Origin of the sequence: Yoonia sp. TsM2_T14_4, from assembly GCF_049602355.1 — a bacterium.
Classification (GTDB): Bacteria; Pseudomonadota; Alphaproteobacteria; order Rhodobacterales; family Rhodobacteraceae; genus Yoonia; species Yoonia vestfoldensis_A.
The window spans coordinates 1,780,749-1,805,063 of sequence record NZ_CP187137.1 but is presented as its reverse complement, the minus strand read 5'-3'; the positions used below and the strand labels follow the sequence as shown (position 1 = coordinate 1,805,063).

The 24,315-nt window shown below is 63.0% G+C and carries 31 protein-coding genes and 1 other RNA gene; 18 read left to right on the top strand and 14 right to left on the bottom strand.

Annotated features, from left to right (window positions below; all coding sequences use genetic code 11):
• The first annotated feature begins 38 nt into the window (after positions 1-38).
• Positions 39-917, top strand: coding sequence for a fatty acid desaturase (locus ACPF9B_RS08895; RefSeq protein ID WP_424176819.1), 879 nt, complete (start codon positions 39-41; stop codon positions 915-917).
• On the opposite strand, the gene ACPF9B_RS08890 is transcribed toward ACPF9B_RS08895, so the two are convergent.
• Positions 914-1,585: an NUDIX hydrolase gene (locus ACPF9B_RS08890; protein ID WP_424176816.1), complete on the bottom strand. Its 672-nt coding sequence runs from the start codon at positions 1,583-1,585 to the stop codon at positions 914-916. The two genes, ACPF9B_RS08895 and ACPF9B_RS08890, sit on opposite strands and share 4 nt — an antisense overlap.
• Positions 1,582-1,977, bottom strand: coding sequence for a DUF983 domain-containing protein (locus tag ACPF9B_RS08885; RefSeq protein WP_424176814.1), 396 nt, complete (start codon positions 1,975-1,977; stop codon positions 1,582-1,584). The genes ACPF9B_RS08890 and ACPF9B_RS08885 overlap by 4 nt, the downstream gene beginning before the upstream one ends.
• Positions 1,978-2,161: 184 nt before the next feature.
• Here ACPF9B_RS08885 and ACPF9B_RS08880 point away from each other — a divergent pair, with 184 nt between their 5' ends.
• The 4 genes from ACPF9B_RS08880 to ACPF9B_RS08865 all read left to right on the top strand — a co-directional run bounded on the left by ACPF9B_RS08880 (position 2,162) and on the right by ACPF9B_RS08865 (position 3,884).
• Positions 2,162-2,455, top strand: coding sequence for an EF-hand domain-containing protein (locus tag ACPF9B_RS08880; RefSeq protein WP_007204234.1), 294 nt, complete (start codon positions 2,162-2,164; stop codon positions 2,453-2,455).
• 74 nt (positions 2,456-2,529) lie between these two features.
• The gene (locus tag ACPF9B_RS08875; RefSeq protein WP_424176812.1) at positions 2,530-3,123 is read left to right on the top strand and encodes an RNA polymerase sigma factor; all 594 of its coding nucleotides are present in this window, start codon (positions 2,530-2,532) and stop codon (positions 3,121-3,123) included.
• The gene (locus ACPF9B_RS08870; RefSeq protein WP_424176810.1) at positions 3,107-3,448 is read left to right on the top strand and encodes a hypothetical protein; all 342 of its coding nucleotides are present in this window, start codon (positions 3,107-3,109) and stop codon (positions 3,446-3,448) included. Before ACPF9B_RS08875 ends, ACPF9B_RS08870 begins: the two co-directional genes overlap by 17 nt.
• The gene (locus ACPF9B_RS08865; protein ID WP_424176808.1) at positions 3,441-3,884 is read left to right on the top strand and encodes a periplasmic heavy metal sensor; all 444 of its coding nucleotides are present in this window, start codon (positions 3,441-3,443) and stop codon (positions 3,882-3,884) included. The genes ACPF9B_RS08870 and ACPF9B_RS08865 overlap by 8 nt, the downstream gene beginning before the upstream one ends.
• A 4-nt stretch (positions 3,885-3,888) precedes the next feature.
• Here the strand turns inward: ACPF9B_RS08865 and ACPF9B_RS08860 are convergent, their stop codons facing one another.
• Positions 3,889-5,280 carry a diguanylate cyclase gene (locus tag ACPF9B_RS08860; RefSeq protein WP_424176806.1) on the bottom strand — a complete coding sequence of 464 codons (1,392 nt, stop codon included), beginning with the start codon at positions 5,278-5,280 and terminating at the stop codon, positions 3,889-3,891.
• Positions 5,281-5,374: 94 nt separating this feature from the next.
• Here ACPF9B_RS08860 and ACPF9B_RS08855 point away from each other — a divergent pair, with 94 nt between their 5' ends.
• The 3 genes from ACPF9B_RS08855 to ACPF9B_RS08845 all read left to right on the top strand — a co-directional run bounded on the left by ACPF9B_RS08855 (position 5,375) and on the right by ACPF9B_RS08845 (position 8,061).
• Entirely contained in the window at positions 5,375-5,653 is a 279-nt protein-coding gene (locus ACPF9B_RS08855; RefSeq protein ID WP_007204239.1) for a DUF3572 domain-containing protein, read from the top strand.
• Positions 5,644-6,420 carry an HAD family hydrolase gene (locus tag ACPF9B_RS08850; RefSeq protein ID WP_424176804.1) on the top strand — a complete coding sequence of 259 codons (777 nt, stop codon included), beginning with the start codon at positions 5,644-5,646 and terminating at the stop codon, positions 6,418-6,420. The genes ACPF9B_RS08855 and ACPF9B_RS08850 overlap by 10 nt, the downstream gene beginning before the upstream one ends.
• 81 nt (positions 6,421-6,501) lie before the next feature.
• Positions 6,502-8,061 carry a trimethylamine methyltransferase family protein gene (locus tag ACPF9B_RS08845; RefSeq protein ID WP_424176802.1) on the top strand — a complete coding sequence of 520 codons (1,560 nt, stop codon included), beginning with the start codon at positions 6,502-6,504 and terminating at the stop codon, positions 8,059-8,061.
• Between the two features lie 6 nt (positions 8,062-8,067).
• Here ACPF9B_RS08845 and ACPF9B_RS08840 read toward each other — a convergent pair whose 3' ends face one another.
• Positions 8,068-9,030 (bottom strand): zinc ABC transporter substrate-binding protein, encoded by a 963-nt coding sequence (locus tag ACPF9B_RS08840; protein ID WP_424176800.1) that lies wholly within the window; start codon positions 9,028-9,030, stop codon positions 8,068-8,070.
• 69 nt (positions 9,031-9,099) lie between these two features.
• On the opposite strand from ACPF9B_RS08840, the gene ACPF9B_RS08835 reads away from it, so the two are divergent.
• Genes ACPF9B_RS08835 through ACPF9B_RS08825 form a run of 3 tightly spaced genes read left to right on the top strand, consistent with a single transcriptional unit; the run spans position 9,100 to position 11,110 of the window.
• Entirely contained in the window at positions 9,100-9,588 is a 489-nt protein-coding gene (locus ACPF9B_RS08835; RefSeq protein WP_424176798.1) for a transcriptional repressor, read from the top strand.
• On the top strand, positions 9,579-10,313 hold the full coding sequence (locus tag ACPF9B_RS08830; protein WP_424176796.1) for an ATP-binding cassette domain-containing protein: 735 nt from the start codon (positions 9,579-9,581) through the stop codon (positions 10,311-10,313). Before ACPF9B_RS08835 ends, ACPF9B_RS08830 begins: the two co-directional genes overlap by 10 nt.
• Positions 10,313-11,110 (top strand): iron chelate uptake ABC transporter family permease subunit, encoded by a 798-nt coding sequence (locus tag ACPF9B_RS08825; protein ID WP_424176794.1) that lies wholly within the window; start codon positions 10,313-10,315, stop codon positions 11,108-11,110. Before ACPF9B_RS08830 ends, ACPF9B_RS08825 begins: the two co-directional genes overlap by 1 nt.
• A 67-nt stretch (positions 11,111-11,177) precedes the next feature.
• On the opposite strand, the gene dtd is transcribed toward ACPF9B_RS08825, so the two are convergent.
• The 10 genes from dtd to ACPF9B_RS08775 form a co-directional block, all read right to left on the bottom strand.
• Positions 11,178-11,615 carry a D-aminoacyl-tRNA deacylase gene (gene dtd, locus ACPF9B_RS08820; protein ID WP_424176792.1) on the bottom strand — a complete coding sequence of 146 codons (438 nt, stop codon included), beginning with the start codon at positions 11,613-11,615 and terminating at the stop codon, positions 11,178-11,180.
• On the bottom strand, positions 11,612-12,514 hold the full coding sequence (locus ACPF9B_RS08815; RefSeq protein WP_424176790.1) for a carbohydrate kinase family protein: 903 nt from the start codon (positions 12,512-12,514) through the stop codon (positions 11,612-11,614). Before ACPF9B_RS08815 ends, dtd begins: the two co-directional genes overlap by 4 nt.
• A 15-nt stretch (positions 12,515-12,529) precedes the next feature.
• Entirely contained in the window at positions 12,530-13,639 is a 1,110-nt protein-coding gene (locus ACPF9B_RS08810; RefSeq protein ID WP_424176788.1) for a primosomal protein N' (replication factor Y) - superfamily II helicase, read from the bottom strand.
• A complete protein-coding gene (locus tag ACPF9B_RS08805; RefSeq protein WP_007204249.1) occupies positions 13,636-14,058 on the bottom strand; it encodes a hypothetical protein in 423 nt (140 codons plus the stop codon). The genes ACPF9B_RS08810 and ACPF9B_RS08805 overlap by 4 nt, the downstream gene beginning before the upstream one ends.
• Before the next feature lie 7 nt (positions 14,059-14,065).
• Positions 14,066-15,157 (bottom strand): SPFH domain-containing protein, encoded by a 1,092-nt coding sequence (locus ACPF9B_RS08800; RefSeq protein WP_424176786.1) that lies wholly within the window; start codon positions 15,155-15,157, stop codon positions 14,066-14,068.
• A 24-nt stretch (positions 15,158-15,181) separates the two neighbouring features.
• A complete protein-coding gene (locus ACPF9B_RS08795) occupies positions 15,182-16,135 on the bottom strand; it encodes a DUF2927 domain-containing protein (protein ID WP_424176784.1) in 954 nt (317 codons plus the stop codon).
• A gap of 3 nt (positions 16,136-16,138) precedes the next feature.
• Positions 16,139-17,332, bottom strand: a complete 1,194-nt coding sequence (locus tag ACPF9B_RS08790; protein WP_007204252.1) for a toxic anion resistance protein — start codon at positions 17,330-17,332, stop codon at positions 16,139-16,141.
• A complete protein-coding gene (locus ACPF9B_RS08785) occupies positions 17,332-18,225 on the bottom strand; it encodes a 5-bromo-4-chloroindolyl phosphate hydrolysis family protein (protein ID WP_424176781.1) in 894 nt (297 codons plus the stop codon). The genes ACPF9B_RS08790 and ACPF9B_RS08785 overlap by 1 nt, the downstream gene beginning before the upstream one ends.
• Complete coding sequence (locus ACPF9B_RS08780; RefSeq protein ID WP_007204254.1) at positions 18,225-18,428, bottom strand: hypothetical protein; 204 nt, start codon at positions 18,426-18,428, stop codon at positions 18,225-18,227. Before ACPF9B_RS08780 ends, ACPF9B_RS08785 begins: the two co-directional genes overlap by 1 nt.
• A gap of 90 nt (positions 18,429-18,518) precedes the next feature.
• Entirely contained in the window at positions 18,519-19,337 is an 819-nt protein-coding gene (locus ACPF9B_RS08775; RefSeq protein WP_007204255.1) for a pseudouridine synthase, read from the bottom strand.
• Positions 19,338-19,401: 64 nt separating this feature from the next.
• Between ACPF9B_RS08775 and ACPF9B_RS08770 the strand changes: the two genes are divergently transcribed.
• From ACPF9B_RS08770 to rnpB, 7 genes are all read left to right on the top strand, one after another.
• Positions 19,402-19,848 (top strand): nucleoside deaminase, encoded by a 447-nt coding sequence (locus ACPF9B_RS08770; RefSeq protein WP_424176779.1) that lies wholly within the window; start codon positions 19,402-19,404, stop codon positions 19,846-19,848.
• Positions 19,849-19,923: 75 nt separating this feature from the next.
• Entirely contained in the window at positions 19,924-20,577 is a 654-nt protein-coding gene (locus ACPF9B_RS08765) for a hypothetical protein (protein WP_424176777.1), read from the top strand.
• 34 nt (positions 20,578-20,611) lie between these two features.
• Complete coding sequence (gene gatC / locus ACPF9B_RS08760) at positions 20,612-20,899, top strand: Asp-tRNA(Asn)/Glu-tRNA(Gln) amidotransferase subunit GatC (protein ID WP_007204258.1); 288 nt, start codon at positions 20,612-20,614, stop codon at positions 20,897-20,899.
• Complete coding sequence (gene gatA, locus ACPF9B_RS08755) at positions 20,899-22,380, top strand: Asp-tRNA(Asn)/Glu-tRNA(Gln) amidotransferase subunit GatA (RefSeq protein ID WP_007204259.1); 1,482 nt, start codon at positions 20,899-20,901, stop codon at positions 22,378-22,380. The genes gatC and gatA overlap by 1 nt, the downstream gene beginning before the upstream one ends.
• A 40-nt stretch (positions 22,381-22,420) precedes the next feature.
• Positions 22,421-23,134 (top strand): hypothetical protein, encoded by a 714-nt coding sequence (locus tag ACPF9B_RS08750; RefSeq protein WP_424176774.1) that lies wholly within the window; start codon positions 22,421-22,423, stop codon positions 23,132-23,134.
• A 59-nt stretch (positions 23,135-23,193) separates the two neighbouring features.
• Positions 23,194-23,811, top strand: coding sequence for an N-acetylmuramoyl-L-alanine amidase (locus ACPF9B_RS08745; protein WP_424176772.1), 618 nt, complete (start codon positions 23,194-23,196; stop codon positions 23,809-23,811).
• Between the two features lie 10 nt (positions 23,812-23,821).
• An RNA gene (gene rnpB / locus ACPF9B_RS08740) (RNase P RNA component class A) lies at positions 23,822-24,216 on the top strand.
• The last annotated feature ends 99 nt before the right edge of the window (positions 24,217-24,315 follow it).

Genomic DNA, 24,315 nt, shown 5'->3' with positions numbered 1-24,315 from the left:
ACATTCACCCCTCCTTTGGCCCGGCGTAGCGTCGCGGTATGAAAACACGCGCTTTTTCCCGCATTGCATGGCCCACCCTTTGCCTGATCCTTGGCTGCTATACCGTCTGGGGGGCGGCACTCTGGCTGTTGCCGCTGCCGTTGGGTGTGATCGTGGCGGGGCTGGCCATCGCGTTGCATTCCTCGTTGCAGCATGAGGCAATCCATGGCCATCCGTTCGGGGTGCAATGGATCAACGATCTGCTGGTCTGGCCGCCGCTGACGCTGTTCATTCCCTATGCCCGTTTTGCTGCGACGCACCGCGCGCATCATCATGACGCTGTCATCACCGACCCTTATGATGATCCTGAAAGCAATTATCTGGATCCTGCGGTCTGGGACCGGTTGCCGCGCATCCTGCAGGTCGTGCTGGGGTGGAACAACACGCTGGCGGGGCGGCTTTTGTTGGGGCCGCTGCTGGGAACGGTCGGATTCGGGATCTGCGAATGGCGGCAGGGGACGGCTGCGCTTGGCCGCGCATGGCTGCTGCATCTGCTGGTCATGGTGGCGATGCTGGCGCTGGTGGCGGCGTCACCGATGCCGGTCTGGGCCTATCTGCTGGCGGCTTATCTGGGGCTGTCGCTGCTGAAGCTGCGGACCTTTCTGGAACATCAGGCCCATGCCCGCGCCAGTGGCCGCAGCGTCATTATCGAGGATCGCGGGCCGCTGGCATTTTTGTTTCTGAACAACAACCTGCATGTCGTGCATCATATCCATCCCGATGTGCCATGGTATGCGCTGCCCGGCGTTTACCGCGCGCGCAAGGACCATTATCTACGCCGCAACGGCGGCTATCTTTTCCGGTCATATGGCCAGATTTTCCGGCTGTATCTGTGGCGTGCCAAGGATCCAGTGCCGCATCCACTCTGGCCGCGTTAAAGCGGGGATCGCCCGCCAAGGCGGCTGACCAGATGCGCCTCGTCATCGTTGCGAAAGAACGGCACATCGGCAAGATCGCCGCCGCGCCTGATATGGCCCATCAGTTCCGCCAGCACGACCTGTGTGATGAAGGGCAGGTCAAAGCTGCGCGCCTGATCAAGGGCCACCCATTGCAGATTGGCCAGTTCATCCTCTGCGCGGGTGAAGTCGTCGGGGTCGGTGACCAGATCGGCGGCATTCGCCAGAAAGAACCGTGCATCGAACCGCCGCGGCGCACCGACAGGCGTGACCGCGCGAAAGAAGAATTGCAGCGCGGCACCATTGGGCCTGTGACCAGTGGCAGCGAAACCGCGCCAGCCTTGCGGCGGGTCGGGCCATTGGGCGCGCGCGCCCAGTATCTGGCCGGTTTCTTCCCATAATTCGCGGATCGCGGCGGCGGCAAGGCTATCGGGGGCAAGCGCGCTATCGGCCTGCAACCTTGAGTGATCGCGCAGTGACAGGTCGGGCAGCGGGATGCGGCTGTCGTTGGGGTCGACCGCACCGCCCGGAAAGACGAATTTGCCCGGCATGAAAGCCATTGAGGCGCCGCGCTGCCCCATCAGGACAGCAGGGCGTGTGGCTGCGTCGCGCAGCACGATGATCGTGGCTGCATCGCGCAGCACTGTCATGAATTCAGGCCGAATCCATGCATCCGGCGCGCCCATTGGATGCCGACGATCATCCCCTTCATCGGCGGCAGCAGCGCCAGCGATAAGCCGACGGCACCCAAGGACAGGACCGTCGCCATTACCCAAGGATCGGGCCGCCATGCGACCCACATGAAATGGATCGCGAAACCGATGATATGCGCGACCAGCAGGATCACCAGATAGGCCGGACCGTCATCGGCGCGGTGATGGGACAAGTCCTCGCCGCATTGTGCGCAGGTATCGGCGACATGCAGATAGTGGTCGAACAGTTTACCCTGCCCACAATTCGGGCAGCGGCAGCGCAGGCCGTTCATGATCGCCGGTTTGGTTGGGCGTTCGGCGGCGTAGCTGGTGGTGGATGTGTCGGTCATCGGACCCTCCTGTGGGTGATGCTTACATGGCCTTTCGCGCGCCAAAAGGAAAGGCCAAGGCCCTGCGTGCGAGTGTCACGGCCCTGTGAAAAGAAAAACTGCAGCATCTGCGACGGAAAGTTCGCGCCATCCCGTTCAATCTGGGTCAGCGGCACAAGGCCGCCGGATACTGAAAGGACACAAGATGAAAAACGGATGGATCGCCGCAGGGCTGGTTGCAACGCTTGCATTGACCGCAGGGGGCGCTTTTGCGCAGGGGCATCGGGCTGGACCAGATTTTGCCGCAATGGACGGCGATGGTGACGGGGCCGTGACGCTTGCCGAATTCACAGCCTTCACGCAAGACCGCGCCGCCACCCGCGCGGAACGGATGTTCACCCGCCTCGATGCCGATGGCGACGGCATGGTGACGCAGGCCGAGATCGAGGCCGCGCGCGAGGCGCATGGCGGGCGTCATGGCAAGTCTGGGCGTGACTGAACCAGACCAGCGCGGCAGGCCACCCGCCTGTCGCCGATTGTCACGGGGGGCGGATGCCGCTAGCACGATCACAAATGATGGCGGTATCCGACCCTTTCGCCCATGCCTCGGACGAGGATCTGTTGCTGGCCCATGCCAGCGGCGATCCGCGTGCGGCCGGCGCTTTGACGCAGCGTGTGTTGCCGCGCGTACTGGCGCAGGCGCTGCGGATGCTGGCCAATCGCGCCGAGGCCGAGGATGTGGCGCAGGACGCCATGCTGCGGCTTTGGCGGATCGCCCCCGACTGGCGCCGGGGCGAGGCGCAAGTCACGACTTGGCTTTACCGTGTTGTGGCGAACCTTTGCACCGACAGGCTGCGCAAAAGGCGGCATGTGGCGATGGACGAGATTGCCGAACCTTTGGACAGCGCCCCGTCGGTCGCGGCACAGATGCAGACCCGCGCAAGGCTGCGGGCTTTGTCGGATGCCTTGGCGCAATTGCCCGAACGGCAGGCCCAAGCAGTCGCCTTGCGCCATCTGGAAGGATTGTCCAACCCGCAGATCGCGGAGATCATGGACATCAGCGTGGCGTCGGTGGAAAGTCTGACAGCGCGCGGCAAACGGGCGCTGGCCGCGATCATGGCGGGGCGCAGGGCAGAACTGGGGTATGACGATGACGAACCCACCTGACGACATGCTGAGCGATTTGTTCGCGCAGGCGCGCAAGCTGACGCCCGTGCCGGACGATGCCTTGATCGCGCGGGTGCTGGCAGATGCGGCGCGCCCCTTACCGGTGCGGCACCCGCAGCCATCGGTCTGGGCGCAGTTGCGCGCGATGATTGGCGGCTGGCCTGCCTTGGGCGGGCTTGCCACGGCGACCGTGGCGGGCATCTGGATCGGGATCGCGCCGCCGCCCTTGGTTGCAGATTATGCCGCGGCGCTGTTGGATGAGCCGGTTAGCCTGGGTCTGTCACCAGAAGAATTCATGATCGCAGGAGAGTTTTCCGATGGCTGATCTTGTGCAAACCCGTCCGTCGCGGATCTGGCGTATCGTGCTGGTGGTATCGCTGGCGCTGAACCTTGCGGTCGCGGGGATGATCGGGGGGGCGGTCGTTTCAGGGCGGTTCGGGGAGCATCCGTCGCCGCGAATCGATTTCGGCGTCGGGCCTGTTGCGCGTGCCTTTTCCGATGATGAACGGCGCGCCATCGCGCGTGCTTTGCGGGCCGACCGCAACCTGCGCGGCGATGATTTTCGCGGTCAGATGGCGGCGGCCCTGCGCGCTGATCCTTATGATCCGGCAGTGACACAGGCCCTGATCGAGGATCAGGCAGCACGGCTGTCACAGGTGCAGGCGCGGGCGCGGATGGTGGTGCTTGACCGGATCGCCGCGATGTCGCCTGACCGCAGGCGGGCCTTTGCCGACAGGCTGGACCGCGACCAGCGTCGCTAGCGGGTCAGGCGGCGCTCAGGTGCATCGCCACGCAGTCGCGCCCGGCAGATTTTGCCCGATAAAGCGCGGCATCCGCCAGATCGCACATCAAATGCGTGTCGGGCTGGGTCTGCCCCGCCTCATCGCTGAGCGCCACCCCGACCGAGACCGTCACCGGGATCGGGGCATATGCCTCGCCCAGATCGAACGGGGTTTGGCTGACCAGCCGGCGCAGCCGGTCGGCAGCCCCTTGCGCCTGTCTGGCACTGGTGCGCGGCATGGCGATCAGGAATTCTTCGCCGCCGATACGGGCGACCAGATCGACCGCGCGCAGATTGTCGCGCAGACGCGCGGCCAGCGCGACCAGCACCCTGTCGCCAGCGGCATGGCCATAGGTGTCATTGATCGCCTTGAAATGGTCGATATCGATCATCATCACGGCCAGCGCGCTGCCTGCCACCGCCGATTGTTCCGACATGCGCGCAAGATGGTGATCGGCATAGCGGCGGTTGAACAGGCCGGTCAGCGGATCAGTCACTGCCGCCTGCAACCCGTCAAGCAGGTTGCGGCGCAGCGCGTCATGCAATTGCTTGCGGCGCACCAGCGCCTTTGCGCGCAGGATTATCTCTTGTGGCAGGGCATTTTGCATCACCACGTCATCCGCGCCCAGATCCAGAAACATCGCCGCTGCCTCTGGGTTGCCATTGGGGACCATGACCAACAACGATGCAAGCCGCGTATCGACCCGCGAGCGCAGGTCAGATACCAGGCTGAACAGGGCAACGGCCTCGTCACGGGGGTTGGCTGCGGGAATGATCAAGAGATCGGCGCAATGCACCTCGTCATTGTGGCGCAGCACCGCCGACGCCGTCTGGACCACCACGCAATGGCCCAGCCCCGCATTGAGCGTGGCAATCAATTCTGGCATCGGTGCCGCCTCTGGCGTGATGACCGTGATGCGCCCCGTATTGGCCAAACTGTCGCGATTTTCGCAAAATCCCAAGGCGCGGCTGGTGCTGTCGCGCAACAGCAATTCCTCGGTCACCGAGCGTGCGCGCAGCAGGCTGCGGATGCGCGCCAGTAACAGCGCATCATTGATCGGACGCGCCAGCACGTCATCGGCCCCCGCATCCAGCGCCGCAAAGCGCGCGCGCGATGTATCTGCGGTACCCACCGCGATGATCGCGATCGTGCTGGTGTTGGGGTCCGCCTTGAGCGCGGTGCAGAACCCATGCCGGTCCTCGGTGGGATCTGACAGGTTGACAAGGATCAGGTCAGGACATTGTTTGGCGATTATCGCCCTTGCTTCGGCGCTAGACGCGCAGGCTTCGACCGCGAATTGCGCGGCCAGCATCTTGACTCGCAGCACGATCCTGTTGGTCGGTACTGCATCGACGATTAATATCCGCCCCGACATTTCTGCATCCTTATGATGGAAACAACAGCATTTCTCGCAGACACTTTCTGCTTTAATAGTTAAAAAAAGCTTTCTAAACAATTAAGGATTGAACATGGGACCGGATCAGGCGCAGGTGATCGCACTTCAGGCTTTGGGGTGGATGGCCGGACAGGACGAGATCTGCACGACCTTTCTGGGGGCAAGCGGGGCTTCGGTCGATGATCTGCGCGACCGCGCGGCGGAACCGGCCTTTCAGGCTGCTGTGCTGGATTTCCTGACGATGGATGACAATTGGGTGATGGCCTTTTGCGATGCGCAGGGCCTGGCCTATGACATGCCGCTGCGCGCGCGTTATGCCTTGCCGGGGGCTGAACAGGTGCATTGGACCTGACGCTTGACAGCCGTCGCGCGGTCGGGTCCGGTGCGGGCCAGACCGGAAAGGAAAACACCGTGATTGCAGGTATTCTTTTTGACAAGGACGGCACCTTGTTCGATTTCAACGCCACATGGGGGGCCTGGACCCGCGCCATGCTGGTGGCAGAGGCGGGCGACGACCCGATCCTGTGCGAAAGGCTAGCGGCTGCGCTGGGCTATGATATGGAAAACGCACGGTTTCATCAGGGCAGTATCGTCATCGCCTCGACCGTGGATGTGGTGGCCGATGCGATCATCGACGTGTTGCCGGGTGACGTGGACAAGGCCGCGCTGATCGGGCGGATGAACGCCGGATCAGCACAGGTCGCCCAAGTCGAAGCCGTGCCGTTGCGCCCCTTTACATCCGGGTTGCGCCAGCTGGGCCTGACCCTTGGGCTGGTGACGAATGACGCCGAAGCCCCCGCGCTGCGCCATCTGGACAAGGCGGGGATACGGTCCGATTTCGCCTTTGTCGCGGGCTATGACAGCGGTTTTGGGGCCAAGCCCGGGCCGGGGCAATTGATCGGCTTTTGCCGCGCGACGGGGCTGGCCCCCGATGTCTGCGTGATGGTCGGCGACAGCACGCATGATCTGCATGCCGGGCGTGCTGCCGGGATGCTGACCGTGGGCGTGCTGACAGGACCCGCCCCGCGCGCCGAACTGGCGGGGCTGGCCGATATCGTACTGGACAGCATCGCTGATATTCCGGCCTGGCTGCGGCGGGAAAAGCTGATCGCCGACTGAATCCGACTCAACCTGTCGGTTTCCCGTCATCATCGCGCTGCGGGTTTTGCCATCCTGCCCTGACACGGGGCAGGGTTTACCATGCAGGCAGAGGCCAAGACAAAGCGGCGCGGCGGCGGACGGGCGGGCAACGCCATACGGCGCGGGACTGCGTCGATTGACCAGATGCCGTGGCATTTGCCCGTCAATACCGACCGCCCGACCGAACCGCTGACACCCGAAGGCGTGCAGGCGGTGCATGACGGCGCGATGCGCATCCTCGAAGATATCGGGATCGAGTTTCTGAACCAAGAGGCGCTGGCGCTGTTCCGTCAGGCCGGTTGTATCGTCAACGGCACCAATGTGCGTATGGGCCGCGACTGGGTGATGGAAATGCTGGCCCATGCGCCCGCGCGTTTCGACATCACCCCGCGCAACCCCGAACGCAAGATCACCATCGGCGGCAATCATATTCTGTTCGGCGCTGTCGCGTCGCCGCCCAATTACCACGATCTGGAAATCGGGCGCAAAGTGTCCGGCACCCGCGCGCAATGCGCCAACCTGCTGCGGCTGACGCAATATTTCAACTGCATCCATTTTTCCGGCGGCTATCCGGTGGAACCTGTCGATGTGCATGCCTCTGTTCGGCATCTGGATGTGATCCATGACAAGATGATCCTGACTGACAAGGTGGCGCATGCCTATTCTTTGGGCCGCGAACGCATCGAAGACGCGATGGAAATGGTGCGTATCGCAGGCGGTCTGACCGAGGATCAGTTCGCGGCCAAACCGCATATGTACACCAACATCAATTCCACATCGCCTTTGAAACACGACGTGCCGATGATCGACGGCTGTTTGCGTTGCATCCGGCGCGGGCAGGCCGTCATTGTCACCCCTTTCACGCTGGCGGGCGCGATGGCACCTGTGACCATGGCCGGGGCTGTGACCCTGTCAATCGCCGAGGCTTTGTCGGCCATTGCCCTGTTCCAATATGTCCGGCCCGGTGCGCCCTGCGTGATCGGAACCTTTACCAGCAATGTCGATATGAAATCCGGCGCACCCGCGTTCGGCACACCGGAATATATGCGCGCCACGCAGATGACCGGCCAGATGGCGCGGTTCTACGATCTGCCGATGCGTGCCTCTGGCGTCTGTGCCGCCAATCTGGCGGACGGGCAGGCGATGTGGGAAACGTCGAATTCGCTGTGGTCCGCCGTGCAATCGGGGACCAACCTTGTTTATCACGCCGCTGGCTGGCTCGAAGGTGGGCTGATCGCCAGCCCCGAAAAATTCATCATGGATTGCGAAGTGGTCCAGATGATCCAGCGCTATATGGACCCGATGCTGACCGCGACCGGCCCGGATGACATCGCGCTTGACGCGATCAAGGATGTCGGGCCAGGCGGGCATTTCTTTGGCACGCAGCACACGCAGGACCGGTTCGAACAGGCGTTTTACCAGCCTTTCGTGTCGGACTGGCGCAATCACGAAGCATGGGAGGCGGCGGGGGCAATCGGCACCGCCGAACGCGCGCATCATCTGTACAAGGACATCCTTGCCACCTTTGAAGCCCCACCGCTGGATGTGGCCATCAAGGAAGAACTGGGTGATTTCGTGGCGCGCCGCAAGGCGGAAGGTGGCGCGCCCACTGATTTCTAGGGCCGTTTACGCACCGCCAAGGCAGGCGGCAAAATCATCGGCCAGTCGGCGCAGCAGGGCTTCGTAAAGCGCTTGGCCACCGTCCAGACCCGCGCCGACACCATCGATCTGTGCTGTGCGCGCACCCGTGCCTTCGGTCACGACGGTGGCCCAACGATCGCCGATTTCGGCGTCGCTTAACACGCAGACAATATTGCTGTCGGCCATCTGGTCACGCAGGCTGGCAACCTGTGCGGGGCCGGGCGTGCGTGCGTCGATGCCCGCAATCGCCCCGGCGGCACTCAGGCCGTAGCGGGCCTCGAAATACTGATAGCCATCATGGGGCAGGATATAGGCGAGACCCGCGAAAGGGGCCAATTGCGCGGCCAGTTCAGCATCCAGCGCCGTCAGGCGGGCAATCGCCGCATCGGCATTGGCGGTATAGGTTGCGGCATTGTCGGGATCAGCGGTGCCAAGCTGATCCGCAATTGCCGCCAGCCAGACCTGCACGACCGTCGGGTCAAGCCAAGCATGCGGATCGAAATCGCCGTGGTCATGGTCGTCATGCCCGTGATCATCATGGTCGTCTTTGTGGTCGTCGTGATCGTCATGCCCGTGGTCGTCCTCGGCAGCTGGCATGATGAATTGCTGGATATCGCGGATCGGCAATCTGTCCCAGCCGGTCACATCCAGCAAGGCGACCTGTGCCGCACTTGGGGCGAGCGTATCGAGAAGATCGCTCAGCCACGGCGTCAGGCTGGGACCGGTCCAGAACACCAGATCGGCTGCGCCCAGTTTGGCGGCATCGCTGGGGCGCATCGCGTAATCATGCGGATCAGCGCCAGCGGGCAGCAAGACATCAGGCGCGCCCAGATCGCCCATGACCTGCGCGGTCAGGCTGTGGACGGGGGCGAAATCGGTCATCACCTGCGGCACCTGGGCAAAGACGGCGGTGGGCGCAAGCGCGCAAAGCGACAAAAAACGAATCATATTGTGGTCCTTGTGGTGATTTCACGCTGCTGCTATATTTGATATGTTATATCATAACAAGGCGTACCCATGTCCCAAGACCCGATGGCCTTTGCCCGCCACGATCATGACAGCTGTATCAGCGTGGCTTTGGCGGCGGCGGATACTGCTTGCGCGGCGCGCAAGGTCCGTATGACCCCCGTCCGGCGGCGGGTGCTCGAAATCCTGTTGGAAAGCCACAGTGCTCTTGGGGCCTATGACGTGCTGGCGCGGCTTGACGCCGAAGGGCTGGGGTCCAAGCCGCCGGTTGCGTATCGCGCGCTGACCTTTCTGGTGGAACAGGGGTTCGCGCACCGGATCGAGCGGTTGAACGCCTTTATCGCCTGTATGCATCCCGGTGCGGCGCATGATCCGGCCTTCATGATCTGTCGCAAATGCGGCACCGTGGCCGAGGCGCAGGCCAGTTCGCGCAGCCTGACGCAGGCGGCGGCGGCCAACGGGTTCCAGCTGGAACAGACGATGATCGAGGCCGAGGGCATCTGCCCCGCCTGCCAGCCGGATGCCGCCGCATGCGCCTGATCGACGCGCGCCATATCGACTTTGGCCATGGTGGCCAAAAGGTCTTGCAGAATGTCAGTATGTCGCTGGACCAAGGCGAGATCGTGACGATTGTCGGCCCCAACGGGTCGGGCAAATCCACGTTGCTGCGCCTGCTGATCGGCGCGCTGACGCCGCAAAAAGGCAGCGTGACCCGCGCGCCCGGCCTGCGCATCGGCTATGTGCCGCAGAAACTGCATATTGACCCGACCCTGCCGATCACCGTGGCGCGGTTTCTGAACCTGCCCAAACCGGTGCCTGCCAAGGCGGCTACTGAGGCCTTGCGCACAGCGGGTGTGGCGGGGTTGGACCACCAGCAAATGTCGCAATTGTCAGGTGGGCAGTTCCAGCGCGTGTTGCTGGCGCGGGCGATCCTTGCGAATCCGCATGTGCTGATGCTGGATGAAGCGACCCAAGGGCTGGACCAGCCCGGATCTGCCGCGTTTTACCGCCAGATCGCCGCGGTGCGCCAAGACCTTGGCTGCGCCGTGCTGATGGTCAGCCATGAATTGCATGTGGTGATGAGCGCGTCCGACAGGGTGATCTGCCTCAATGGCCATATCTGCTGTGAAGGCACGCCCGAAGTCGTGACCGCAGCACCCGCTTATCGTGAATTGTTCGGCACCGGCACGGGTGGCGCGCTGGCGCTTTACCGGCATGAACATGACCACGATCACGGCCATCATCATCCGGAGGCGGCAGAATAATGCTGGATGATTTTTTGTTGCGCGCGGCGCTGGCTGCTGTTGGTACGGCGGTTGCGGCGGGCTTGCTTGGCTGTTTCGTGGTCTGGCGGCGGATGGCCTATTTTGGCGATGCGACCGCCCATGCCGCCATACTGGGCGTGGCGCTGGCGTTATTATTTGGCACTTCGATCACGCTGGGTGTGGGCATTGTTGCGTTGTGCATGGCGGTGCTGATCCACAGCCTGAGCGGGCAGGCGGTTGCTGTCGATACGATCCTGGGCGTGCTGGCCCATGGCGCGCTGGCGCTGGGGCTGGTGGCGGTGACGCTGGTGCCAGGGCAGCGGATTGACCTTGACGCCTATCTGTTCGGCGATGTGCTCAGCGTCACCCGTGCCGATCTGGCGGTGATCTGGGGTGGTGGCGTGCTGCTGGTCGGGGTGTTGTGGTGGCAATGGTCCGCGATGCTGACTGCGACGCTGAACCCTGATCTGGCCCATGCGGCGGGAATCAACCCGCGCCGCCAGCAATTGATCCTGACGGTGCTGGTCGCTGCTGTTGTGGCGGTCGCGATCAAGGTTGTCGGGGCCTTGCTGATCACCGCGCTGCTGATCATTCCGGCGGCATCAGCGCGCAGTTTTGCCAGCACGCCGGAACGGATGGCGTTTTTCGCCATGGCGATCGGGGCGCTGTCGGCCTTGGGCGGGCTGCGGCTGGCGGTGCATTTCGACACGCAGGTTGGCCCGTCGATCATCTGCGTGGCGGTGCTGATCTTTGCTGTCAGCCGGGTCGGCAAGCATTTGCCGCGTCTGCCTATCTAGCTGCCCTGTGGCAGTGCCGAAAAACTTTCAAGCCTCCGGCGGGGATATTTACGCTCGGAAGATGCAGTCAGACATCGAGCCAGATTGTGACCGGCCCGTCATTGACCAGTGCCACCGCCATATCCGCGCCGAATGATCCTGTGGCGGTCGGGATGTCCAAGGCACCGATGTCGGCGATGAATTGGTCATAAAGCGCGCGGCCCTGATCGGGGCTGGCGGCGGCGGAAAAACCGGGGCGGTTGCCGCGTGATGTGTCGGCGGCCAGCGTGAACTGGCTGACGATTAGGGCGGACCCGCCTGTGTCCAGCAGGCTTTGGTTCATCTTGCCATCGGCGTCCTTGAAGATGCGCAGCTTGGCGATCTTGGCGGCAAGGCTGGCGGATGCGTCAGGTGTGTCGCCCGCCATCGCGCAGACAAGGATCAAAAGGCCCTGTCCGATTTGGCCGATCACTGCGCCATCCACGCTGACGCTGGCGGTGCTGACGCGTTGGACCAGCGCCCTCACAGCTCGGACGCCCAGGGCGGGTTGGCACCCGCGCGGCTGACGGTGATGGCGGCGACCCTTGCGCCGAAGGCCGCAGCGCGCGCGAGCACATCGCCGTCAGCCAGCGCAATGGCGGATTTGGTCAGCAGCCCCTGCGCGTCCAGATAAGCCAGAAACCCTGCGCTGAACGTATCGCCCGCACCCACGGTATCGACCACATCGGCCTTGACGGCAGGCACGTCGAAACTGCCTGCCGCTGTGACGACAGTCACGCCATCCGCACCGCGCGTTAGCAACATGACGGCGGCACCGGTGGCGGCGCGCAGGGCTACGGCGTCGGTATTGCCAGTGATCCAAGCCAGATCCTCGTCCGAGATCTTGATGATATCGGCCCGCGCCAGCATCCGGTCCAGCCGCGCGCGATAGGCGGGTTCATCCTTGATGAAACCGGGGCGGATATTGGGGTCGATCATGATCACCGCGCGCGGTGCTTGGCGCAGCATCAACGCCTCATAGGCGGCGGCACAGGGTTCCACGACCAGCGAGATGCCGCCAAAAAATACAGCGTCTGCCCGTGTATCCGGCAGATCAGCGGGTGCCAGCATCCGGCCTGCGGTATTTTCATCATAGAACGCATAGGCGGCATGGCCGTTCGTCAGCGTCACGAAAGCCAGCGTTGTGGGCCGGTCGCTGATCGCGGCGGGGCTGGCATCGACGCCAGAGGCATGCAGCTGGTTGCGCAGGATGGTGCCGAAGAGATCCGATGACAGGCCGGAAAAGAATTGCACCGGCGCACCGAGCCGCCCGAGTGCGATGGCCGTGTTGAACACCGCGCCGCCAGCATGGGGAGCGAAACAGGCCTCTTCTCCCGCTTGGCGCGGCAACATGTCGATCAGGGCTTCACCGCAACACAGGATCATCTTATCACTTTCAGACTATTGGCTGTTAGCGATAACAAATCCTGCGCCCGCTGCCAAGATCACACCGATGACCACCGCAAAGGCGATCTTCCATGCCGAATAGGGCCGTTCGCCCTGCACCCGTCCGGTGCGTCCGTTGACCACGAATTGGTAACTTTGTCCGCGGTATTTATAGGCAGCCAGCCAGATTGGCAGCAGGATATGTTTGAAGGTCACATCGCTGATCTGCGTATCAATCTGACCGATCCTTTGATCGTCGCCGCCGATGTCGTATTTCACATCGCGCGCGATCATCCGGTCCATATAGCCGCGCGCCTGTGTAAACCCGTCTTCGAGCGCGATCTGGTAGCCTTCGGCGCGGAAACCGGCAAGGTAATCGGGCTTGTAGGGTTCAACTGCGCTGAGATCCCACGGTTCCAGCCCGTCGGTGTGCCGTTTTGGCAGGGATGTGGAGGCCAGCACCAGCACATCGTCGAAAAACCGCGCGACCTGCCCTGACACGGCGCGCCAGCGGGTCTTGCGGATGCGGACCTGTTTGGCCTTGCCGTTGCGCATCACGGTCTGGGTGACGTAATAATGCGTGCCGCGTTGGCCGGTATAGCGGCTGGCGGTCGCGGCATCGAAGGTCCAGTAAGGCACATAGATGCCGGTCATCTGCCGCCCCTTGCGCGCGTAATCCTGCAATCCGTTTGGCGCGAACCACAGGCGGCCCAGCCAGTCGTTCATCGCCTTGTGCGCGGTGGGTTCATCCAGCGCAAAGGGCAACAGCCCCGCAGGCTTGATATGCCGGTGGGTGCCAGTGTCGCTGACCACGGGGCTGGCGCAAAACGGGCATTGCGTGGCGTGGATATCGGGGTCGAATTCAAACTGCGCGCCGCAACTGTCGCAGGCGACGATGCGGGTGATCTCGAGATCGGCCTGCGGCAGGCGCTGGGCCAAGGCGCGCTTGAAATCCAGTTCCTTGATGCTGCCGGTAAGGTTGGTCTGCGGCATGGCTTGGGTGGTGCCGCAATGTTGGCAGACAAGCTGGTTGGTCTGCGGATCGAACCGCATATTCGCACCGCAGGCATCGCAAGCAAAGCGGTGATCGACGGGGGTGGTCGGGGGCATAGAATTCGGGGTCATAGAATCTTGTGCATGAAACGCGGCAGCATCATGCGCAGGGCGTTGTCATACAGCACATTATGCCGCCAGAAATGGAACAACCCGTGAAATGTGCCGACCATCAACAGCACGAGCAGGCTGTTCCACGCCAGATCAAGACTGGCAAAGCCCAACAGCGCCGCTGCGTTGATCGCCACACTGGCTGCCATCACGCCGTAAAGGCCACGGTGCATCCATGGATAGGCCATGCGCAGCGTGCCTTGCAGCTTTGGCCCCGGTTTGCCCAGCATGCCGCGCATGGCGGTCATCGCCAGCCAGACGGTCCCCGCCCCGACAAAGGCCCAGCGCAGGATTTCATTGGCGCTGCCACCCTTGATCATGGCCAAAAGCATCATGACCATCGACCAATGCAGCAGGATTGTCAGACGGCGTTGGGTCATCTGGGGGTCATGCGCCGGGCGGGGGCGGTGGCATCACGGTGAACAGTTGCGCCAGTTCGGTCACATCCTCGGCGGTCATCCAGCCATCCTGCCCTTGGGTCCAGACCATGCTGGCGCGGGTCAATGTGCCGTCGGTCACCTTGCGGCCCATTGCTGCCTTGGAATAAGGGCCGCTGACCTGTCCGCCTTCCGCGATGTGCCAGACATGTTCGACAGGCGGTGGCGGGGCAGGGGGCGGCGTGACCGGCCCCCAAGGTCCTGTCTGCGGATTGGCCATTTGCATGCCAAGGGCGGCGCCCATGCCCATGCCCATCGCCTGCCCTGCGGCCGCGTTTTCGGTGGCCATCGCCTCGGCGGCTTTGTATTTCAGATGATCGTCCAGATTGCCCGCGATCCCGCGCGAGGTGCGCGCATCCAGCGCCTTTTCCACCGCGGGCGGCAGGCTGATGTTTTCGATATAGAGTTCGGGCAGCGACAGGCCGTAGTTTTTCAGCGTGGGATCAATGGCACCCGCCACCAGCTTGCCCAGATCGGCGGTGTTGGCCGCCATGTCGAGTGCCGGAATACCTGACGCCGCCAGCGCGCGGCTGAATTCCTGCACGATGACGTTGCGGATCTGATAGCTGATTTCATCCATCGTAAATTCGCCATCGGTGCCGACGATTTCGCGCAGGAACAGGGCCGGATCGGCCACGCGGACCGTATAAGTGCCAAAGGCGCGCAGGCGGGTCGGCCCGAATGCGGGATCGCGCAGCATGATCGGGTTCTTGGTGCCCCATTTGAGGTTGGAAAACCGCGTCGTGTTGACGAAATAGATCTCCGATTTGAACGGGCTTTTGAACCCGTGATCCCAATGTTGCAGGCTGGTCATCACCGGCATGTTGTTGGTTTCGAGCATGTAAAGGCCGGGGGTGAATACATCGGCCAGCTGGCCTTCGTGGACAAACACGGCGGCTTGCCCTTCGCGCACCGTCAGTTTGGCGCCGTATTTGATTTCATGGCCGTAACGTTCGAACCGCCAGACCATCGTGTCGCGGGTGTTGTCGGTCCAGTGGATGACGTCGATGAACTGGCCGGACAAAAAATCGAAAATGGACATGGGCGGTTTTCCTTAAATTGGGCGTCAACTGGCCCCTGCGGCGATCAGGTCGCGCGCGATGTCGGCGGCGATCGGGGCGGCGGTGGCGGGGGGCATGCCGGCGGCAAGGCGGGGGTCATAAAGGATGCGCAGCAGCAAGCCATCATGCCGCGTCAGCAGCGCGAATTCCTCGCTGTCGTTGAAGATCGAAGGGCGCGCGGTGTCGCTATCATTGGCAAGCCCCATGCCTTGGGCCAGTTCCTCGTGGATACAGGCGGCGCGTATCAGGCTGGGATGTTCGGCGCGGATCACCACGACGGCCTGCGCATAGCCGGACTGGCCGGGCGGGAATACCCCAGCGACAAGGCATAATTGGTCGCGGGGCAGGTTGATGATGCCACGCAATGTCGCGCCAGAGATATTTGGCACCAAGGCGCGGATCAGGGGCGCGGCCGCGCGGCGGTCATCCTCGTCCAGAAACAGGACGTGGAAATTGGGGTTGTCGTCGCTTTGGCGGATTGGCACGCCGGTCAGGCGCGACAGGCGCCCGGCAAAGGCCGCTACGCTGGTGCGGTCCTGATCGCGCTGGGCCAGCGGCACGGTATCGCTGAATAGCACATTCATCCGGATCGGCTGTTGCCACCGGCGCAGAGTGCTGTCGCCTTGCCGGTAGACGGAAAAATCGCTGTTATCCGCATATTCGGTGGCAAGGGCGATCTGCGCGAAATTCCGCGCCAGCATCGTGTCGGTATAGGGCGTGTCGGCTGCGCCACCATCGCTGCGCAGCAGGTTCTGTGTCAGCATCTGTGTCTGCAAATTGGCGTAATGGGCCATCAGGGCGCGGCTGGTCAGGCTGGGGTCGCGCAACACAGGTTGGTCAGGCCCGGCAATGGGGGGCTCTGGCAGCGTGACAGGCTCTGGCGCAGGCGCAGCGGCGCATCCGGCCAGAACCGCCGCGAAAATGGCCAGCGCCAGTGATTGCCGGGCCGGGGTCCTCATTGCCTAGGCGCGACCTGTGGCGATGCCGATACTGTCGCCGCCGCCGGTTTTGCGCGCGCGCGCCGCTGACAGGGTCTGTTTCAGCTCTTCTTCCATCTTTTGCATTTCGGCCTCGGCCTCGGCGCGTTTACGCTTGCCTTCGTCCGCGATTTCCAGACTTTCGTTGATTGTGGCGATCAGATTGGCATTCGCGGCCTTGACGGCGTTGATGTCGAATACGCCGCGTTCCATTTCGGTGCGGATGATCTTGTTGGCGTCGCGCAGGTTCTGCGCATTGGCGGTCAGCAATTCATTGGTCAGGTCATTGGCCGCGCGCACGGCTTTTGCCGCCTCGCTTGACCGCTGGATCGTCACCGCCTGCGCCAGCTGGGTTTCCCACAAAGGCACCGTGTTCACCAAGGTCGAATTGATCTTGGTCACCAAGGATTTGTCGTTTTCCTGCACCAGCCGGATGGATGGCAGCGATTGCATCGTCACCTGACGGGTCAGTTTCAGGTCATGCACGCGGCGTTCCAGATCATCGCGGGCAGACCGCAGATCGCGCAATTCCTGCGCTTTCATCATCGCTGCATCCTCGGGGGCGGCTGCGACTTCGGCCTCTTTTGCAGGGATGGTCGTGGCATCCAGCTCGGCCAGTTTTGCCGCGCCTGCCGCGATATAAAGCCCCAGTTCAGTATAGAATTGCAGCGTCTTGTCATAGAGCATGTCAAGGCTTTCGATATCTTTCAGCAGCACATGTTCATGGCGCAAAAGATCATCGGTGATCTTGTCGATCTGGCCTTGGACCTCTTCGAAACGGGCGGTGAATTTGGCGATCGGTGCGGCGCGCCCGATCAGCTTTTCCCACCATGTCCGGTCGCGGCGCACGTCGAGTTCCGACACCGAAAATCCCCGGATCGTGGTGACCATATTGCGCAGGCTGTCACCGGCGGGGCCGACATCCTTGTTGCGCACACCGGCCAGCATGCTTTGGCTGATCGCCTGCAAATCGGTCTGGGCGGATGCGCCGAAGGACACGATGGAATTGGTATCCCCGATACTGATTTCGGCCATGCGGCGGGTGATTTCCGTCTTGGTCGGCGCATCGGCGCTGTCCAGCACGATCAGATCGCGGGGCAGGTCGGGCAACACCACGGCTGTGACCTTTTCAACATCGGCGACTGCCTTGGCGGCCTGTTCACGGGTAAATTCTGACATCACTCGTTCCCTTTTGTTTTCAGGCTTACGCCTTCTCGCTGCAACCGGTCCCGCAGCACGTTGATTTCAATATCCATGTCGGCATGGTCATCCACCAGTATCTTTTCGGTACGGGCGGCAAAGTTCTGCTCAAGATCGGTCAACAAAGATTCGTATTTGGCGCGCGCTGTGGTGTCATTGGTATGGCGATACAGGGCCACAAACTTGGCCGTCGCGTCACGCGCCCCCATCAGATAGACGCCCAGATAGCGGCGTACGCTGGTCAGATCGCGGGGGTCGGCCTCGACCGTGGCGATCATGTGCCGCGCGGTTTGCTGAAATATGGCGACCCGAGCGATCAGGCGGCGGTCGTTCAGGCTGGCGATGGTGGCGGTCATCTGGGCCAAATGTGCCTCGGCCTCGTCCACCACCCGCGCGACCCGGTCTTGTTGAAACCGGTCCAGTCCCGCGACCTGTTTGTCGGCCAAAGGGTCGATCCCGAAAGCCGCGACATGCAGCGCAAGCGCGGCCACCCCATATAGCGCCGACCCCATGATGTCGCTGTCGCCGGTCAGGGCCGCAAGCGCCACGCCAAGCCCGGTCAACGCCGAGGCCAGTATCTTGCGCGGCAGCATAGGGCGGCGCGCGATCTTGCGCGCGTCATAGGCGGCCTGTGCGCGCAGGCCTTCCTGCAACAGCCACGCGGCCAGCGTCAGAATCCCCGCACCGGCCAAAGCAGTGACAAGCGCCGCAGGGCCAGCACCCAATGATGTGACCACCAACACAATCGGCGGAACATATAAAACACGTCCGCGCGATCCCGCCGCCTTGATCCGCACCGGATCGACCGCAGCGGCGCGCGGCTGGGGTGCGGCCGCGTCGGGGCTGAACCTGCCACCAAACCGCCGTGCCATCAGGCCGAGCCCAGCCAGCCGCTTGTCACACCGAACATCAGCACGACCAATACGATATAGGAAATCCGGCGAAACGGGGCTGGCATCGGCTCTGGGTCCTTGTCTGCGGCACCACCCGCCATCACGCGCACAGCCCCCAGCACAGCCAGAAAGCCCAGCGCCAGAACGGCGACAAAGCTCAGCAGCAGGATCAGACGCAGCATGGCAATGGTACTCCTGTCATGGTTGATTACCAGATAGGAAACATCGCAGCCGATTACGAGAGTTTTACATCAAATCGCAGCGTGAAACGCTCAGCCCTGCCGTTTTTTGCCGGTAACGGGCCGGTTGACCGGCTTGCGGACCCGTGTGGGTTTGGCGCTGTCCTTGCCCAGATCCTTATCGCTCAACCCCAGCTGGTCGCGCACCACGCGGCCCTTGACCTCTTCGACGGCGCCGGCCTCCAGGTTGCCCAGCTGGAACGGGCCATAGCTGACACGGATCAGGCGGTTTACGGTCACGCCGATCGCCTCCATCGCGCGGCGGATCTCGCGGTTCTTGCCTTCGCGCAGGCTGACCGTCAGCCAGGCATTTGCGCCCTGCTGGCGGTCAAAGGTCACGATCATCGGCTGATACCGGATACCGTCCACCGTGATGCCCGCGCGCAATTGTTCCAGCCGCGCCTCGCTGACCGATCCATTGATGCGCACGCGATAGCGGCGCAACCAACCGGTACTGGGCAATTCCAAGCGCCGTTTGACGCCGCCGTCATTGGTCAACAACAACAAGCCTTCGGAATTCAGGTCCAGCCGGCCGACCGACATCACCCGTGGCATGTCTTCGGGCAAAGACGCAAAGACCGTTGGGCGGTCCTTTTCGTCGCGCTCGGTTGTCACAAGGCCGGCAGGCTTGTGATACAGCCAGATGCGCGGGGCCTCGGGCGCGCGCATGGCCTTGCCATCCACCACGATCCGGTCGGCATCGGTGACATTCAGCGCAGGGCTGGTGATGACCTTGCCGTTCACGCTGACGCGGCCTTCGGTGATCATGCGTTCAGCGTCACGGCGGCTTGCGACACCGGCACGCGACAGGACTTTGGCGATCCGGTCGCCCTGGGGTGTATCATTGCTCATCGCGCACCCTTAGCCGCTTTGATCGGCCCTTGCCAGAGATTGCGCGCGCAGGCATCACTCAGCCATGGTTTTTCGCTCGCATATGGATATCGCACTGACCGAGGCGCGCGCCGCCGCCGCCCGCGGCGAGGTGCCGGTCGGTGCCGTGATCACGCAGGATGGCGCGATCATCGCGCAGGCGGGCAACCGCACACGCGAATTGAACGACCCGACCGCGCATGCCGAAATGCTCGCGATCCGCGCCGCCTGTGCCGCCTTGGGGCAAGAACGGCTGACGGGCTGCGATCTTTACGTCACGCTTGAACCTTGCCCGATGTGCGCCGCCGCTATCAGCAATGCGCGCATTGCGCGGCTTTACTACGCCGCAGCCGACCCCAAATCGGGCGGCGTGGCCCAAGGCCCGCGCATCTTCACCCATCCGCAATGCCACCACCGGCCCGATATCTATGACGGCATCAGCGCCACAGCGGCCGAACAGCTCTTGCGCGATTTCTTCGCCGCAAAACGCTGATTACATCTTCTTATTTCCAAAAATACTCCCGCCGGAGGCATAAAAGTTTTTCCACCCCGCCCCTGAAAGCCCCCCATGGACTGGCACAGCCATATCGACGCCTATTGCGAAAGGATCGACCCCGGGTTCTGGTCCGAACCGATCAACGCGCTGACCAATCTGGCCTTTCTTGTCGCCGCCCTTTGGGTCTGGCCACGCACGGCGGGGCTGCCACTGGCGCGTGCTTTGGCCGCGATCGTGTTTGCCATCGGGATTGGCAGCTTGCTGTTTCACACTTTCGCGACACTTTGGTCCGCGCTCATGGATGTCGTCCCCATCGGGGCCTTCATCCTGCTTTATCTTTTCGCCGTGCATCGTGACGTGATCGGGCTGGGGCTTTGGTCTGCCTTGGGGGCGACGGCGCTGTTTATCCCCTTTGCCGCGATCATGGTGCCGCTGTTGGGGATGCTGCCGTTTTTCGGCATTTCCGCCTTTTACTGGACCGTGCCGATCCTGCTGGTGATCTACGCGCTGGTCTTGCGCAAAACGCCCCAGATCACGCGCGGGTTCCTGACGGGGGCTGTGCTGTTGGCGTTGTCGATCAGCGCGCGGTCGGTTGATGAAACCCTGTGCAATCTCCTGCCTTTTGGCACTCATTTCCTGTGGCATGTCTTCAATGCAGTGATGCTGGCATGGATGATCCTTGTTTACCGCCGCCATATGCTTGCGGGCGCGGCCCGAGACCGCTAAACGCGCAGGAAGATTGCACCGGAGAGTTCTGCCAATGTCGATTGATACCGAAACCGCCCGCCGCGTGGCCAAGCTTGCCCGCATCGAGGTTGCCGAAGAGGCGCTGCCCGCGCTCGCCTCTGAATTCAACGCGATCCTCGGGTTCATCGAACAATTGAACGAGGTTGATGTCGACGGCGTCGAGCCGATGACCTCTGTCACGCCACAGCGGCTGACACGCCGCGCTGATGTGGTGACCGACGGCAACCAACAGGCCGCCGTGCTGAAAAACGCGCCCGATGCGCGCGAAGGATTTTTTGCCGTGCCAAAGGTGGTAGAATAATGTCCGATCTGACCAAACTGACCATCGCCGGTGCCCGCGACGCCATGCGCAAAGGCGATGTCACCAGCGCCGAGATTACGCAGGCCTGCCTGACCGCCATCGAGGGTGCCGATGCCTTGGGTGCTTTCGTGCATAAAACCCCTGAGATCGCATTGGCGCAGGCGCAGGCCGCCGATGCGCGGATCAAGGCTGGGGATGCCCCCGCGATGTGTGGCATCCCGCTGGGGATCAAGGATTTGTTCTGCACCAAGGGTGTGCCGTCGCAGGCCGCGTCCCGCATCTTGGAAGGCTTCAAGCCGGAATACGAATCCACCGTCACTGGCAAGCTGTTCGATGCCGGTGCCGTGATGCTGGGCAAGCTGAACATGGACGAATTCGCCATGGGCTCGTCCAACGAAACATCCGTCTACGGGCCAGCGATCAACCCTTGGAAGGTCGACGACCGCAACCTGACCCCCGGTGGCTCTTCGGGCGGGTCGGCCAGCGCTGTTGCTGCTGACCTCTGCCTTGCCGCCACCGGCACCGATACCGGCGGGTCGATCCGCCAGCCTGCGGCCTTTACCGGCATCACCGGTTTGAAACCCACCTATGGGCGCGTGTCGCGCTGGGGCATCGTGGCCTTTGCCTCGTCGCTGGATCAGGCGGGACCGATGACCAAGGACGTGCGCGATTGCGCCATCATGTTGCAGGCGATGTGCGGCCATGACGCCCGTGACAGCACCAGCGCCGATCTGCCTGTGCCGGATTTCGAGGCGGCCCTGACCGGCGACATCAAGGGCAAGACCATCGGCATCCCCCGCGAATACCGGATGGATGGCACCCCCGCCGAAATTGAAAAGCTTTGGTCCGACGGCACCGCGATGCTGCGCGACGCCGGCGCCAAGATCGTCGATATCAGCCTGCCGCATACAAAATACGCGCTGCCCGCCTATTACGTCATCGCCCCGGCCGAGGCGTCTTCGAACCTTGCGCGCTATGACGGCGTGCGTTTTGGCCACCGCGCGAAGCTAGGCGCAGGCGACGGCATTACGCAGATGTATGAAAAGACCCGCGCCGAAGGCTTTGGCCCAGAGGTGCAGCGCCGTGTCATGGTCGGCACCTATGTGCTGTCGGCGGGGTTCTATGATGCCTATTACAACCGCGCGCGCCGGGTGCGGACCCTGATCAAGCGGGACTTTGACGATGCCTTTGCCGCCGGTGTCGATGCGATCCTGACGCCTGCGACGCCGTCTGCGGCCTTTGGCATCGGGGAAATGGCGGATGCGGACCCGATCAAGATGTATCTCAACGATGTGTTCACCGTCACCGTGAACCTTGCCGGTCTGCCCGGCATCGCGGTGCCCACTGGGCGCGACGCGCAGGGGCTGCCGCTGGGGCTGCAATTGATTGGACGCCCGTGGGAAGAGGCAGAATTGCTCAACATCGCCTACCGGCTGGAAACGGCGGCAGGCTTTGTGGCCAAGCCCGCCAAGTGGTGGTAGTTTCGATTGGGTGAAATCAGGTGATATGGGTGTGGATGGCATGAAAACAGGTCTCTTGATCTTGGTCGGTGCGCTTGTTCTGTCAGCCTGCGCACAGCAGCAATTCGACCGCCCGCGCGGCGTCGGTTTTGATGACCTGTCGAATTTCGATACCGACCGCGCCCGCCGCGAGGCGGCATTGGCAGGGGCGGTCGATCCTTTCGCGCCGCCACCGGCCGTACAATCCACCCCGATCGGCCCTGTTGGCGGTGTGATAGCTGCCAGCGATCTTGCTGCGGCAGGTATCGGCCAAGGCGGCACAGGCGCGCCGCTTGCGTCATCACCTGCGCAGCCTGGTCTTGTGCCGCAGATCGCGACCAATACGGGTATTTCCGATGAACAGGATTTTGATGCTGTCGCCGGGCGTGAAACCATTGAAAGCGACGCACAGCGCCGTCAGGCCGCGATTGCCGCTCAGGAACAGATTGCGCCGCAACCCTTGCCGGTCCGTCCCGCAACCACCGGACCCAATATCGTGGAATATGCGCTGAACGCGCCCAATGCCAAAGGGCAGGAATGGTACAGCCGGTCGCTTTTGTCCGGTCAGGCGCGGTTCCAGCGCAATTGCGCGGCCTATGCCACGGCAGATGATGCGCAGCGTGATTTTCTGGCCCGCGGCGGGCCGGAACGTGACCGGCTTGGCATCGACCCCGATGGCGACGGTTTTGCCTGCGGCTGGGACCCGGAGCCGTTTCGCCGGGCCGTGCAGAACTGATCCGCGCGGACCGTCAATCGCCCAATTGCGGGCCGCGCCGCGATGGCGCGCGGCCTGACATGGTGGTGATCCATTACACCGCCATGGCCAGCGCCGCCGCTGCTTGCGACACGCTGTGCAACCCTGCCACGCAGGTTTCTGCCCATTATCTGATCGCGCAGGATGGCACGGTCCTGTCGCTGGTCCCCGAGGAGTTGCGCGCATGGCATGCAGGCGCTGGCCGCTGGGGGGCGGTCACGGATGTGAACAGCCATTCCATCGGAATCGAGCTTGCTAATGACGGGGTCAGCCCCTTTGCCGCCCCTTTGATGGACGCGCTAGAGGATCTGTTGCGCGCGATCATGCCGCGCTGGCATATCCCGCCCGCGCGCGTGATCGGCCATTCCGATATGGCCCCGCAGCGCAAGATCGACCCCGGCCCGCGGTTCGACTGGCGCAGGCTGGCATTGCAGGGCCTGTCGGTCTGGCCGGATGCGGGGCAGGCTGATCCTGCCGGTTTCGCCGCCGGTATGCGTGCCTTTGGCTATACCGCGACGGATGATCCGGATTTGCTGTTGCAATGCTTTCGCCTGCGGTTCCGGCCTTGGGCGCGCGGCCCGCTGGATGGCACCGATGCGGGCCTGATCGCAGACCTTGCCCGCCGTTTCCCCGTTGACGCGGGCGGGCAGGCTGCCTAACTGGCCCTGCGCGGATGGCTGGATGGCTGCGGGCCTGTCACGGGTTCGAGGAAAGTCCGGACTCCACAAAGCACGGTGCCGGGTAACGCCCGGCGGGGGTAACCCCAGGGAAAGCGCCACAGAGAACAGACTACCCCGTATAGCGGGGAAAAGGTGAAACGGTGGGGTAAGAGCCCACCGCGGGACGGGCAACCGGACCGGCACGGCAAGCCCCACCGGGAGCAATGCCAAATAGGGACCGCGCGCGGTGTTGATCCTGCAGAGGATATCAGCCGCAGGGAGGCTTGAGCCCGAGCGGTCCGGGTTGGCAGCTAGAGGGCGTCTGGTAACAGGCGCTCCAGATGAATGGTCATCCAGGGTGGTTCGCCACTTGGACAGAATCCGGCTTATAGGCCATCCGCGCAATTGACATTCAGACCCGATCACGACTGGCCCGGACCAGTGGTTTCGGCCGTCGGGCCCATGATCCTGCCGCGCAGCCCGGTTGTGGTGACATACAGGCGA